Raw genomic sequence first — 13662 nt, 5'->3', positions numbered from 1 at the left:
TGTATTAACGTTATGAAGACTTCGCGACTTGAAGTCGGGTACTTGGACACTCTATGTATGGACAAGAGATATTCCCGATGATTCCCGGTGTGCAAGAGGGTTTGCGCGCCAGATAGACAAAGGTTTGACATGAGAAATCCCGTTGATACCGCTATGGCCCTGGTGCCGATGGTCGTTGAACAGACCAATCGCGGCGAGCGCTCCTACGATATCTTTTCGCGTCTCCTGAAAGAGCGCATCATCTTTTTGACGGGTCCCGTGGAAGACCACATGGCAACGCTGATCTGCGCCCAGTTGCTGTTCCTCGAGGCTGAAAACCCGAAGAAGGAAATCGCCCTCTACATCAATTCGCCGGGTGGCGTCGTTACCGCCGGCATGGCGATCTACGACACGATGCAGTTCATCAAGCCTGCCGTCTCGACGCTGTGCATCGGGCAGGCCGCTTCCATGGGGTCGCTGCTTCTGGCCGCCGGCCACAAGGACATGCGCTTTGCCACGCCGAACGCGCGCATCATGGTCCATCAGCCGTCCGGCGGCTTCCAGGGCCAGGCATCCGACATCGAACGGCATGCCCGCGATATCCTGAAAATGAAGCGCCGCCTCAACGAAGTCTACGTCAAGCACACTGGCAGGACTTTGGAAGAGGTTGAACAAACGCTGGATCGTGACCACTTTATGACTGCGGACGAAGCGCTGAGCTGGGGTGTCGTCGACAAGGTCATCACATCGCGTGAAGCCATGGAAACAGCGTCCGACGCGTGAATTCAAGCTTTTGTATGCGGATAGATGCATTTGTGACACATTTGTAACCGTCATAGGGCTTTATCCGCAGACCAAAGCCGTTAAGATCGACCGTTAATGCTATGTTGAAGTTTGAAGTCCTAGCATTTCGGTATTCGGTGGGAGATTCGTTGCTGCCGGACATCAAACATGGTTGTTTGAAGCTGGTTCGTACTCCCGAAAGCGCCGTCATTTGCGCAATGAACGCGGAAATGTGCGGAGCGGGTTGAGTAGTCCGTTACACCTTGTCTGGGTGTCCGGCGTGCTGGAAGGAAAGTGATATGAGCAAGGTCAGCGGTAGCAACGGCGGTGACTCCAAGAATACCCTATACTGCTCCTTCTGCGGGAAGAGCCAGCACGAGGTCCGCAAGCTGATTGCCGGACCGACAGTGTTCATCTGCGATGAATGCGTCGAACTGTGTATGGACATCATCCGCGAAGAGAACAAGACCTCGATGGTCAAGTCCCGCGATGGCGTTCCGACGCCGCAGGAGATCATCAAGGTTCTCGACGAATACGTTATCGGCCAGCAACAGGCCAAGCGCATCCTGTCGGTTGCTGTCCACAATCACTACAAGCGTCTGGCGCATTCCGCGAAGGGAAGCGACATCGAGCTTGCAAAATCGAACATCATGCTCGTCGGCCCGACCGGTTGCGGCAAGACCTATCTTGCCCAAACCTTGGCCCGCATCATCGATGTGCCATTCACGATGGCTGATGCCACGACATTGACCGAAGCCGGTTATGTCGGCGAAGATGTCGAAAACATCATCCTGAAGCTTCTCCAGGCTGCCGACTACAATGTCGAGCGTGCGCAGCGCGGCATCGTCTATATCGACGAAGTCGACAAGATCTCGCGCAAGTCCGACAATCCGTCGATCACCAGGGACGTGTCGGGTGAGGGCGTGCAGCAGGCACTGTTGAAGATCATGGAAGGCACGGTCGCATCCGTTCCTCCGCAGGGTGGCCGCAAGCATCCGCAGCAGGAATTCCTGCAGGTTGACACGACCAATATCCTGTTTATCTGCGGCGGCGCATTCGCTGGCCTCGACAAGATCATTTCGGCACGCGGCGAAAAAACCTCGATCGGTTTCGGCGCTTCGGTGAAGTCTCCGGAAGATCGCCGCGTCGGCGAAGTCCTGCGCGAACTGGAGCCGGAAGATCTGGTCAAGTTCGGCCTCATCCCGGAATTCATCGGCCGTCTGCCCGTTCTGGCAACGCTCGAGGATCTCGACGAGCCGGCGCTGATCCAGATTCTGTCGGAACCGAAGAACGCGCTGATCAAGCAGTACCAGCGCCTGTTCGAGATGGAAGACGTGGAATTGACGTTCCACGAGGATGCGCTGCGCGAAATCGCCAAGCGCGCCATCATCCGCAAGACCGGTGCCCGTGGCCTGCGCTCGATCATGGAAAAGATCCTGCTCGACACGATGTTCGAACTGCCGACCCTGGAAGGCGTCCGCGAAGTTGTCATCTCCGACGAGGTGGTCAAGGGCTCGGCCCGTCCGCTCTACATCTACTCGGAACGTTCCGAGGAAAAGGCCAACGTTTCGGCTTGATCGGATCTGCGTCTTTTGAAGAGGCCCGCCATGTGCGGGCCTTTTTTATGCGGCATATGCTGAAAGGCTTGGTCTGTCCCGGAAGGGCAGGGTGCACATAAGCAATATGTGCAGGTCAGCCCTGCAAATATTGCGGATATGCATCTGCTGAAAGCCTGATCACCGGACTTAGCCGCCGAAGGAATATTCGAGAGAATCAGCGATTGCTAAAAGCGGACAACAACGCGATTATGTAACGATTCTGTGTCGATGTGTCCCGGCACGAAGCGTGTGCGTTCACTCTTGCGGCAAGGCCCGCAACAGTTAGATGCCGTTTACTATCCGGCTCCACCGCCTCCCAGGTCGGTAGTCGGCAAAGGGTTGAAAACAGACGTCACACACTCCACCTGACAGTGGAAAGAATGAGGACCGGAAGCGCCCTTGAACGCTTCGGGTAACGCGCCCGGAAACGGGACGGAAAGGAAATGACATGACGAGCAAAACGTCTCCGGCAATCGAGAGCGCGACCTATCCGGTGCTGCCGCTGCGCGATATCGTGGTATTCCCGCACATGATCGTGCCGCTCTTTGTTGGCCGTGAAAAATCGATCCGCGCGCTGGAAGAAGTCATGGGTACCGACAAGCAGATCATGCTTGCCACCCAGATCAATGCCAGCGACGACGATCCGGAACCGGCTGCGATCTACCAGATCGGCACCATCGCCAACGTTCTGCAGCTGTTGAAGCTGCCCGACGGGACCGTCAAGGTTCTGGTCGAAGGCCGTGCACGCGCCGAGATCGACGGCTATACCGGCCGCGAGGAATTCTATGAAGCGATGGCCCATCCGCTGTCCGAGCCGGAAGAAGATCCGGTTGAGGTCGAGGCGCTGAGCCGTTCGGTAGTGTCCGAATTCGAGAGCTATGTGAAGCTCAACAAGAAGATTTCCCCGGAAGTCGTCGGCGCTGCCAGCCAGATCGAAGACTATTCGAAGCTCGCCGATACCGTTGCATCGCATCTCTCCATCAAGATCGTCGAAAAGCAGGAAATGCTTGAGACGACCAGCGTCAAGCTGCGTCTTGAAAAGGCACTCGGCTTCATGGAAGGCGAGATTTCGGTTCTGCAGGTTGAAAAGCGCATCCGTTCGCGTGTGAAACGCCAGATGGAAAAGACCCAGCGCGAATATTACCTGAACGAACAGATGAAGGCGATCCAGAAGGAGCTTGGCGACGGCGAGGAAGGCCGCGACGAGATGGCCGAGCTGGAAGACCGTATCACCAAGACCAAGCTGTCCAAGGAAGCCCGTGAAAAGGCCGATGCGGAAGTCAAGAAGCTGCGCCAGATGAGCCCGATGTCGGCGGAAGCCACCGTCGTGCGCAATTATCTGGATTGGCTGCTCGGTATTCCGTGGTCGAAGAAGTCGAAGGTCAAGACCGATCTCAACCACGCTGAAAAGGTGCTGGAACTGGATCATTTCGGCCTCGACAAGGTCAAGGAACGGATCATCGAGTATCTGGCGGTCCAGGCGCGTTCGCAGAAGATCAAGGGGCCGATCCTTTGCCTCGTCGGTCCTCCGGGCGTCGGCAAGACCTCGCTTGCCAAGTCGATCGCCAAGGCGACCGGCCGCGAATATATCCGTATGGCACTTGGCGGCGTTCGTGACGAAGCCGAAATCCGCGGTCACCGCCGCACCTATATCGGCTCGATGCCCGGCAAGGTCATCCAGTCGATGAAGAAGGCAAAGAAGTCCAACCCGCTCTTCCTGCTCGATGAAATCGACAAGATGGGCCAGGATTTCCGCGGCGATCCGTCGTCTGCTCTCTTGGAGGTGCTGGATCCGGAACAGAACTCGACGTTCATGGACCACTATCTGGAGGTCGAGTACGACCTTTCGAACGTGATGTTCATCACCACGGCGAATACGCTCAATATCCCGGCCCCGTTGATGGACCGCATGGAAGTGATCCGTATCGCCGGCTACACGGAAGAAGAAAAGCTGGAAATCGCCAAGCGGCACCTGTTGCCGAAGGCGATTGCCGATCACGCGCTTCAGTCGAAAGAGTTCTCGATCACCGACGGTGCCTTGTCAGCGATCATCCAGACCTATACCCGCGAAGCCGGTGTGCGTAGCCTTGAGCGCGAGCTGATGAAGGTTGCCCGCAAGGCCGTCACGGAAATCCTCAAGGGTCGCACCGACAAGGTTGAAGTGACAGCCGAGAACATCAACGACTATCTTGGTGTTCCACGCTATCGCCATGGCGAAGCCGAGCGCACCGACCAGGTCGGTGTCGTCACCGGTCTCGCCTGGACGGAAGTCGGCGGCGAGCTTCTCACCATCGAAGGCGTCATGATGCCCGGCAAGGGCCGCATGACGGTGACCGGCAACCTGCGCGACGTGATGAAGGAATCGATTTCGGCTGCGGCATCCTACGTCCGCTCCCGCGCGATCGACTTCGGCATCGAGCCGCCCTTGTTCGACAAGAGCGATATCCATGTGCACGTGCCGGAAGGCGCGACACCGAAGGACGGTCCGTCCGCAGGTGTGGCCATGGCAACGGCAATCGTGTCGATCATGACTGGTATTGCCGTCAACAAGGACGTGGCGATGACGGGTGAAATCACCCTGCGCGGCCGTGTCCTGCCGATCGGTGGCCTGAAGGAAAAGCTGCTCGCAGCCCTTCGCGGCGGCATCAAGAAGGTGCTGATCCCGGAAGAAAACGCCAAGGACCTGGCTGATATTCCGGACAACGTGAAGAACAATATGGAGATCGTTCCGGTCTCGCATATTGGCGAGGTTCTGCAGCATGCACTGCTGCGGGTTCCGGTCGCGATCGAGTGGGATCCGGCCAAGCAGGCGGTGCCTGTTGCGGCAACCGATCCGGCTGACGACGCCGGCGCGCTGATTGCCCATTAGGCACTTGACTTGAGCGCGAACTGGTGCCTGCCGCAGGTTGTGCACTGATTTGAAGCGGAAACAGTGGAAGACCGGCATTTTTGCCGGTCTTTTTTATGTAAAACCCTGCGCAAAGCCTTGCATTCCATGGGATTCGGAGCGATTGGGTTTGCCAAGGCGGGGGCGGCGCGTATGCTGCCCTCGGCTTGAAAATTGAGTCGTTTCGAACCAGTATTGAAAGGGGTGGAAACATGAACAAGAATGAGCTCGTGTCCGCAGTTGCCGAGAAGGCCGGACTCTCGAAGACAGATGCATCTTCTGCAGTTGATGCAATCTTCGACGTTATCCAGGCAGAACTGAAGAACGGCGGCGACGTTCGCCTCGTTGGCTTCGGCAACTTCTCGGTCAGCCGCCGCGAAGCATCCAAGGGTCGTAACCCGTCCACTGGCGCAGAAGTTGATATCCCAGCCCGCAACGTGCCGAAGTTCTCGGCCGGCAAGGGTCTCAAGGACGCCGTGAACTAAGTTTCATGTTTCGTCTGCAGCACCGTGGCGAAGACGCCAACGGTTCGAGAGCAGGTTGATTTGAGGCCCGGGTTTTCCCGGGCCTCTTTTCCTTTGAAGCCTTTGCCTGGCTTCGTGTTGGCGACCGATTTCTAATATGCTTTGACTGTCATGCGGGTGTTACACAGCGCGATCAAAACCCCTTCCATATTCATTGATCAGGAGGGACATCCCGTGAAGACATTTTCGCTCACCGCAGCACTCGCTGCCGTGCTTGCCGCCTCGACCGCGTCAGCCGTCAGCGCAGAACCGGTATTCAATCGTATTGCCTCCTTCGCCGTCGCCGGCAATCTGCCTGAAGGCGTTGACAAGAAATCCGTCACCTCGGCTGAAATCATCGCCGCCAGCGAAGACGGCAACATGCTGGTCTATTCCGACAGCCCGAACAAGGCGATCGGCTTTATCGATATCACCGATGCCAAGGCCCCGAAGGCCGGCGGTTCCGTCGCTTTCGACGGTGAGCCGACGTCGGTGACCATCGCCGCCGGCAAGGCGCTTGTCGCGATCAACACGCGCGAAAGCTTCGTCAAGCCGTCGGGCATCCTGGCGCAGGTGGATATCGCTTCCAAGGCGATCGACACGACCTGCGATCTCGGCGGCCAGCCGGACTCCATCGCCCTCAACAAGGACAAGACGATTGCCGCGATCGCCATCGAAAACGAGCGCGACGAAGAGGTCAATGACGGCGACATCCCGCAGATGCCGGCCGGCGATCTGGTGATCCTGTCGCTGAAGGATGGCGTCGTCGATTGCGGCTCGATCAAGCACGTCACGCTGACCGGACTTGCCGATGTCGCCGGCGACGATCCCGAGCCGGAATTCGTCGCCTTCAACGGCCAGGACGAGATCGCGCTGACGCTGCAGGAAAACAACTACATCGTCATCATCGACGGCAAGACCGGCACCGTGAAGAGCCATTTCTCCGCCGGTACCGTCAACCTTGAAGGCATCGACACCAAGAAGGACGGTGCACTGAAGTTCACCGGCGAGATCAAGGATGTCGCCCGCGAACCCGACGCCGTGAAGTGGCTGGACGACGACCGCTTCGTCGTTGCCAACGAAGGCGACTGGAAGGGCGGCGCCCGCGGCTTCACCATCTTCGACAAGACTGGCAAGGTTCTTTACGAGAACGGCGCCGGCTTCGAGCGCGAGATCGCCAAGATTGGTCACTACCCGGACAAGCGCAACAAGAAGGGCGTCGAACCGGAAGGCCTGGAAGCCGCCAAGTTCGGCGACGACAATCTGTTGTTCGTGCTGGCCGAGCGTGCGTCCGTCGTCGGCGTCTACAAGGACACTGGCGCCGAGCCGGAGCTTCTCCAGCTTCTGCCGTCGGGCATCGGCCCTGAAGGTGCCGTTGCCATTGCGAGCCGCAACCTGTTCGTGACCGCAAACGAAACCGACCTCGTCGAAGATGGCGGAGCCCGTTCGCACGTCATGATCTATGAGCGTGCGGAAGGCGAAGCTGCCTATCCGCAGATCGTCTCCACCGAGAAGGACGGCGAACTGATCGGCTTCGGCGCGCTTTCCGGCCTTGCTCCGGTCAAGGACAAGCCGGGCATGCTCTACGCCGTCAACGATTCGTTCTACGCCTCGCAGCCGACGATCTTCACGATCGACGCCACTGCAAAGCCGGCGAAAATTGTCGATGCCCTGCGCATCACACGCAATGGTGCCGCCGCACAGAAGCTTGACAGCGAAGGCCTGTCCCCGGACGGCGAGGGCGGCTTCTGGCTCGCCAATGAAGGCGATGCCGACAAGCTCGTCGGTCACGCCATCATTCACGTGAACAAGAAGGGTGAGATCGAGAAGGAAATCGCCATTCCCGCCGAGCTGCGCGCCGGCGAGAAGCGCTTTGGCTTCGAAGGCATCACCAGCGTTGGCGAAGGCGATGACCAGGTTCTGTGGATGGCCATGCAGCGCGAATGGGGCGATGACGAAAAGGGCTTTGTGAAGCTCGTTTCCTACAAGCCGTCCTCGAAGGAATGGGGCGCCGTGCGCTATCCGCTCGAAAAGACCGAAGAAGGCTGGGTCGGCCTTTCCGAAATTACCGCCAGCGGCGACTACGCCTACATCATCGAGCGTGACAACCTGGTCGGCGATGCCGCCAAGCTGAAGAAGCTCTACCGCGTCGCGCTTGCCGACCTGAAGCCGGCCAAGCTCGGCGGCGAGCTGCCTGTCGTCAAGAAGGAGGAGGTCCGCGACCTCGTTCCCGACCTGAAGTCAGCCACCAACGGTTACGTCGTCGACAAGGTCGAAGGCTTCACCGTCGATGCAGCCGGCAACGGCTATGTCGTCACCGATAATGATGGTGTCGACGGCTCCTCGGGCGAAACCCTGTTCTTCTCGATCGGTACAATGAACGCAATGTGATTGCGTCGGTATTGAGAGCGGAAAAGGCCGGAACATGATGTTCCGGCCTTTTCCATTTGTACCTGTTGAGGTCGGCGAAAGACGCGCTATTCGGCTGCAGTTTCGCCGTTTCCTTCCGCTTCCTTGCGTTTGCGGATTTCATCTGCCTTGGCCACCAGCCGGCTGACGATGTCGTGCATCTGGTCGAGCTGCTGATCGTCGAGTGCAGAGAAGATTTCCTCGATCAGCTGTTTGCGCGGATGTTCGGCGGCTTCGAGAACGACGCGGCCGACATCGGTGATCGAAACGATCTTGGCACGGCGGTCTTCCGGATCGGGCTTGCGCACCACCAGCTTGTCTCGCTCCAGCCCGTCGATGGCTTCCGTCACCGTTCGCGGCGCAAAATTCAGGGCACAGGCAATATCGGTCGACCGGCAGGGACCAAGCTTGCTCAGGAAAAACAGGAACTTGCTGCGCGCCAACGACACGCCTTCTTCCGTCATCGATTCGTTGATGAGGCGGTGGACGCGATGGTAGAGCTCAAAGAGCTTGTCGGAGACTTCGAATGTGGATTTCATGATGTTTTATATGGATATTATGAGGGGCCATGTCAAATGACGGTATTGTTGGTAGCCTAGTCAAGTCTAATTCCGGACCCGTGCGCCAAGGTCTCGCATCTCCCCAATAATGTTGCAGGGATGAAAGCGCTGAATAGACGTTGGACCAGGCCACCCACGGCATTGACGCGAGGCCGGACGCCGGGCCATGGTCGGTTATGCCCTTTCGTTTCGTCCATACCGCCGACCTTCATCTCGATTCCCCCTTGCGCAGTCTTGCACTGAAAAATCCGGAACTTGCCGAGCTGGTGCGCGGCGCGACCCGGACCGCGCTCGCAAGGATCGTCGATCTGTGCCTGGAAGAGAGTGTCGATGCGCTGCTGATTGCGGGCGACCTTTACGACGGCTCACAGACCTCGATGAATACGGCGCTCTATCTGTCGAGCGAATTGCGCCGGTTGGAGGGGGCCGGGATCGGCGTGTTCCTGATCCGCGGCAATCATGATTCGCAGTCGGCAGTGACGCGCGAGCTGACATTTCCTACCAATGTGCATGTGTTTGCCGGCCGGGCAAAGCCGGTGCGTGCCAAAGCTCTCGGCGATGGACGGGAAGTCCATATCCACGGTATCAGCTTTGCCAATCCGCACGCGCCCGACAGCCTGTTGCCGTCCTTTCACCCACCCGTCGCCGATGCCGTCAATATCGGCATGCTGCACACCAGCCTTGCCGGCACGCCGGGCCATGATCCCTATGCACCGACCAGCGTCGCCGAGCTTGCGCGGCACGGGTTTGACTATTGGGCTCTCGGCCATGTCCATCTGCGCCAGGTTCACTCCGAGAGCCCGTTGATCGTCATGCCGGGCATGCCGCAGGGGCGCGACATCAACGAGGCAGGGCCAAAGACGGTAACGCTGGTCACTGTCGGCGACGATGGCACGCTTGCCCATCTTGAGCATCAGATCGGACAGGCGGTTTTCGAGCGCGTGACCATCGATCTCAGCGGCGCACAGGATTGGCGCCAGATGCTGGAGAGGGTCGGCGAAACGCTGGCCTCGTTGCGAAATCAGGCGGGTGCCGACCATCTTATCCTCAGAGTGGCGCTGACCGGCACAACGCCGCTGGCGTGGAAACTTCGCCGCGACCCCGATTTTCTGCTGGCCGAGATCACCAACCTTGCCGCTGGCCTCAACGGGTGCTGGGTCGAGAAGATCGATATCGATTGCCGGGGTATCGAAGCGGGGACGGCCTTGAGCGGCCCAGACCCGGTGGAGGAACTCGCTAGCCTGATCCGCACCGATGTGTTGGCCTCGCACGCCTTTCGCCAGGAAGCGGGTGCCGTGCTCGATGAACTGTTGCTGCAGCTGCCGCGCGAATTGCGCGAAAGCCTGGCCGGCGATGAACAGGCGGCCGGGCGGTTGGCCGAGGCCATGGCGCTTGCCGGGAGCGATGACGTGCTCGCCTATCTGCATGGCGGCGACGCGGAGGGAGATCGCTGATGCGCCTCAATCGTCTCGACCTGCTTCGCTATGGAAAATTTACCGGACGCAGCCTGGATTTTGGCGAGGCCCGCCCCGGAAAGGCCGATTTCCACCTTGTCTACGGCCCGAACGAGGCCGGAAAATCGACGCTGTTTTCCGCTTTCCTCGATCTGCTATTCGGCATCGAGCGGCTGAGCGGCTACGGCTTCCTGCACCCTTACGCAACGATGCGGGTCGGCGGTGTCATCGAGACCGGCGGCAGGGTGCATTCCGTCTCGCGGGTAAAGCGCAACCAGAACTCTCTGCTCGGACCTGACGATCAACCGCTGCCGGACAACCTGTTTTCGGCGGCGCTCGGTTCGATCGACCGGGCGACCTATCAGATGATGTTCTCGCTCGACGACGACAGTATCGAAAAGGGGGGCGAAAGCATTTTGAAGAGCGAGGGCGAACTAGGTGCCCTATTGTTTTCGGCAAGTTCCGGCCTGCCGGACAGCAGCGCCATCCTGTCTGGGCTGAAGGCGCAGGCAGACGCGTTCTACAAGCCGCAGGGCCGCAAGCATAAGCTGGCGGAGCTTAAGGCCGAGCTTGAGGCGCTGAAGGACGAAAAAAACGCCATCGACATCAACGCCCGCGAATTCGCCAGCCTGCGCAAGGTGCGGGACGCGGCTGCCGAGCGGCATGAGATTGCCGTCAAGGCGCGGGCGGAACTGCGCGTTGCCCTCGATCATGCCCGCGACCGCATCGAGGCGCTGCCGCTTCTGGCGCGGTTGCGCGGTCTGCGCTCCGAGCTTGCCGGTTTCGCCGACCTGCCGGAACCACCGGCCGACTGGCATGCTCTCTTGCCGCAGTTGCAGCGCGAGGAAACAGGGATCGATGCCCGTCTCGCGCAGCTGGAAGCCGATATCGACCGGAGATCTGCCGAAATCGCCGCCATTCAGCGGGATGAGGCGGTGCTGGCGTTGGCTGGTGATATCCGCGATCTGGAAAATTCCGGGTTGGAGGCCCGCCACCGGACGGCTGCCAGCGATATGCCGAACCGCCTCGACGAGCGTGCCAAGATCGTCGCTGACATTGCTGTCCGCGCTGGCCGCCTTGACCGGGCGGATGGGACCGACGCCGCTGCGCTCATCCTGCCGGCCGCCGTTACCGGCAGGCTGCAGGATCTTGCCCAAAAATACGCCGCGCTGAGCGAGCGGCTGGACGCTGCCTTGCGGGAAAAGACGCTTGCTCAGGCGGAAAACGCAGAGGCTGCCAGGGTACAGGCGGCATTGGTTTCCGAAGGTTCCCCGCGTGGCGGGGATCCGGCGCTTTTGGCCGACGTGCTGAGGACGCTGCGTCAAAACGATTGCCTGCTGCGGCAACAAACGGCAAACCGCCAGATCGCAGAACTGGAAGACACTCTGACCGACAAGCTCGCAACGCTGTCGCCAGCGCAACTCGATGCGGACAGTCTGGCAGCCGTTTCCATTCCCGACGAAAGCGAAATCGCCGAGTGGACGGCGCGGCGGACGGCGCTGACGGAACAGTTGAAGCGGCTCGATGACCGGATAGCCGAAGAGACGGCGCTGAAGGCTGCGGACGAGGCCAAGCTTCAGGAACTGACGCGGACGGGGGGCTTTGCCGCCGACGATGCGGCCTTGACGCTGCGTCAGGAGCGCGACCGTGCGTGGCAGGCGCATGCGGCACAGCTGGACAGCGACAGCGCCCGCGTTTTCGAAGCGGTGCTCAAGAAGGACGACGAGGCGGCGACGCTGCGGTTGGCGCGATCGCAGGACCTTGCGCAGGCACGCGGGCTTTCGCTGTCGATCGCCGAACGCAACGGCAAGCTTGTCGCATTCCGACAGCAGCATGCGGCAGCGCATGCCGCGATTGCGGCCCTTCGTTCGGAGATTTCGACGTCGGCCATTGCCTGTGGATTGCCCGAGGATACCAAGCTGAACCAGCTGGTGGCGTGGCTTGGGCGACGGCTGGCAGTGCTGGAGGTGCGCAACCAGCTTCGTGCAGCACGAAAGGATGCGCGGTTTGCCGCAGTGGATGAAACCAAGGCCTTGGAGCGTCTGACCCAGGCGCTGCAGGATAGCGGCGTGGCCAAGGGCATGCCGGCGCGGCTGGAGGATGCCATCGCCTTTGCCGAACGTATCATCGACGATTTGCAGGCGGCCCACCGGGCGCATGTCACTGCTGCGGAAGCTGTGGAACGGGCAGGGACCGTTCTGCGCACACGGACGGCCGCATGGGCGTCGGCTGATGTTGACATGACAGAGTGGACCGCGCGCTGGCAGGAGACTATCGCGGCTACGTGGCTGGCCGAGGCTGCGACGCCCCTGTCACCGCAGGAGATCGCGCCCGTTCTGGCCATCCTTCAGGATCTGGACAAGCTCATTCAGCGCAGGGCGGACCTTGACCATCGAATCGATGGCATGCGCAAGGATCAACTGGCCTTTTCTGCCACCGTCCGGACGCTTGCTGAAAAGCTAACCATCGCAGCACCGGACGAACCGCTCGTTGCCATTCAGACGATTCGCGATCGATTGGCCGATGCCGAACGGCAGGAAGCGCTGTTCCGGCGTCTTTCCGATGAAAACGATGCCCGCAATACCGAAAAGCGCTCGTTGGGCGAAGCGCGAGCGCGGCACGACGCGCAGAAGCGTGGGATGCTTGATCTGTTTGAGAGCGGCTCGCTGCTGGAGGTTGGAGCCCATCTGGAAACGGTCAAGGCGCGGCAGCGCCTGCGCGAACGGATTGCCGAGGCGGAGACCGATCTGGCCGCCCGGCTCGGTGTCGGCGGCGCCGACGAGGCGGAAATGCTGCTGAGTGCCGTCGATGCGGATGGACTGCGCCTGGAACTGGCGGCACTGCAGTCCCGGCTTGAACAAGCCGACCGGGACGGGGCTGAATTGCATGCCGAACGGCGTGATGCCGAAAAAGCGCTGGCTGCCATCGGCGGCGGCGATGCAGCCGCCCATATCGAGGAAAAGCGCCGCACGGTGCTGGCCGAGATCGAGGAGCGGGCGACCGCCTATCTGCGGCTGCGGATGGGCATCCTGGCCGGCGAAACGGCGCTCAGGCTCTATCGCGAGCGTCATCGCAGCGCGATGATGCGCCGGGCGTCTGCTGCCTTCAGCGTCATCAGCGGCGGCGATTACGAGGGACTGACGACCCAGGCAGAGAAGGGCGAGGAATTCCTGATCGCCAATGCCGCCGGCGGCGGATCGAAACTGGCGCGGGATCTCTCCAAGGGGACCCGCTTTCAGCTTTACCTGGCGCTGCGCATGGCCGGTTATCACGAGATCGCCTCAACCCGCGAATCGCTGCCCTTCATCGCCGACGACATCATGGAAACCTTCGACGATCGGCGCGCGGAGCACGCTTTTTCCCTGATGGCCGACATGGCCGGGGTTGGACAGGTGATTTATCTGACGCACCACCAGCATCTCTGCGATCTTGCCCGCAAGGCCTGCCCGGACGTGACGATCCATGCGCTGTGATTGTCGTAATGGCGAA

8 protein-coding genes are annotated in these 13662 nt (G+C 60.2%); 7 read left to right on the top strand and 1 reads right to left on the bottom strand.

From position 1 onward, the window contains the following. Positions 1–129 precede the first annotated feature (129 nt). The 5 genes from clpP to ACP7BS_RS22655 all read left to right on the top strand — a co-directional run bounded on the left by clpP (position 130) and on the right by ACP7BS_RS22655 (position 8141). Entirely contained in the window at positions 130–762 is a 633-nt protein-coding gene (clpP, locus tag ACP7BS_RS22675; RefSeq protein ID WP_426229981.1) for an ATP-dependent Clp endopeptidase proteolytic subunit ClpP, read from the top strand. A 299-nt stretch (positions 763–1061) separates the two neighbouring features. After that, complete coding sequence (gene clpX, locus ACP7BS_RS22670) at positions 1062–2339, top strand: ATP-dependent Clp protease ATP-binding subunit ClpX (RefSeq protein ID WP_426229982.1); 1278 nt, start codon at positions 1062–1064, stop codon at positions 2337–2339. 469 nt (positions 2340–2808) lie between these two features. Then, the gene (gene lon, locus ACP7BS_RS22665; protein ID WP_426229983.1) at positions 2809–5229 is read left to right on the top strand and encodes an endopeptidase La; all 2421 of its coding nucleotides are present in this window, start codon (positions 2809–2811) and stop codon (positions 5227–5229) included. A gap of 230 nt (positions 5230–5459) precedes the next feature. After that, positions 5460–5732, top strand: coding sequence for a DNA-binding protein HupB (hupB, locus tag ACP7BS_RS22660; RefSeq protein ID WP_037107702.1), 273 nt, complete (start codon positions 5460–5462; stop codon positions 5730–5732). A gap of 213 nt (positions 5733–5945) precedes the next feature. Beyond that, the gene (locus ACP7BS_RS22655) at positions 5946–8141 is read left to right on the top strand and encodes an esterase-like activity of phytase family protein (protein ID WP_426239900.1); all 2196 of its coding nucleotides are present in this window, start codon (positions 5946–5948) and stop codon (positions 8139–8141) included. Between the two features lie 86 nt (positions 8142–8227). Here the strand turns inward: ACP7BS_RS22655 and ACP7BS_RS22650 are convergent, their stop codons facing one another. Further along, positions 8228–8698, bottom strand: coding sequence for a MarR family winged helix-turn-helix transcriptional regulator (locus tag ACP7BS_RS22650; RefSeq protein WP_426229985.1), 471 nt, complete (start codon positions 8696–8698; stop codon positions 8228–8230). A gap of 197 nt (positions 8699–8895) precedes the next feature. Between ACP7BS_RS22650 and ACP7BS_RS22645 the strand changes: the two genes are divergently transcribed. After that, positions 8896–10173, top strand: coding sequence for a metallophosphoesterase family protein (locus ACP7BS_RS22645; RefSeq protein WP_426239899.1), 1278 nt, complete (start codon positions 8896–8898; stop codon positions 10171–10173). Continuing rightward, entirely contained in the window at positions 10173–13646 is a 3474-nt protein-coding gene (locus ACP7BS_RS22640) for an AAA family ATPase (protein ID WP_426239898.1), read from the top strand. Before ACP7BS_RS22645 ends, ACP7BS_RS22640 begins: the two co-directional genes overlap by 1 nt. Positions 13647–13662 lie beyond the last annotated feature (16 nt).

Origin of the sequence: Pararhizobium sp. DWP1-1-3, assembly GCF_049896125.1 — a bacterium.
GTDB lineage: Bacteria > Pseudomonadota > Alphaproteobacteria > Rhizobiales > Rhizobiaceae > Pararhizobium.
This window is presented reverse-complemented; position numbering and strand designations above follow the sequence as displayed.

Coding starts and splice junctions, on each gene's coding strand:
- clpP (WP_426229981.1), top strand. CDS start 130: ATGAGAAATCCCGTTGATACCGCTATGGCCCTGGTGCCGATGGTCGTT.
- clpX (WP_426229982.1), top strand. CDS start 1,062: ATGAGCAAGGTCAGCGGTAGCAACGGCGGTGACTCCAAGAATACCCTA.
- lon (WP_426229983.1), top strand. CDS start 2,809: ATGACGAGCAAAACGTCTCCGGCAATCGAGAGCGCGACCTATCCGGTG.
- hupB (WP_037107702.1), top strand. CDS start 5,460: ATGAACAAGAATGAGCTCGTGTCCGCAGTTGCCGAGAAGGCCGGACTC.
- ACP7BS_RS22650 (WP_426229985.1), bottom strand. CDS start 8,698: ATGAAATCCACATTCGAAGTCTCCGACAAGCTCTTTGAGCTCTACCAT.
- ACP7BS_RS22645 (WP_426239899.1), top strand. CDS start 8,896: ATGCCCTTTCGTTTCGTCCATACCGCCGACCTTCATCTCGATTCCCCC.
- ACP7BS_RS22640 (WP_426239898.1), top strand. CDS start 10,173: ATGCGCCTCAATCGTCTCGACCTGCTTCGCTATGGAAAATTTACCGGA.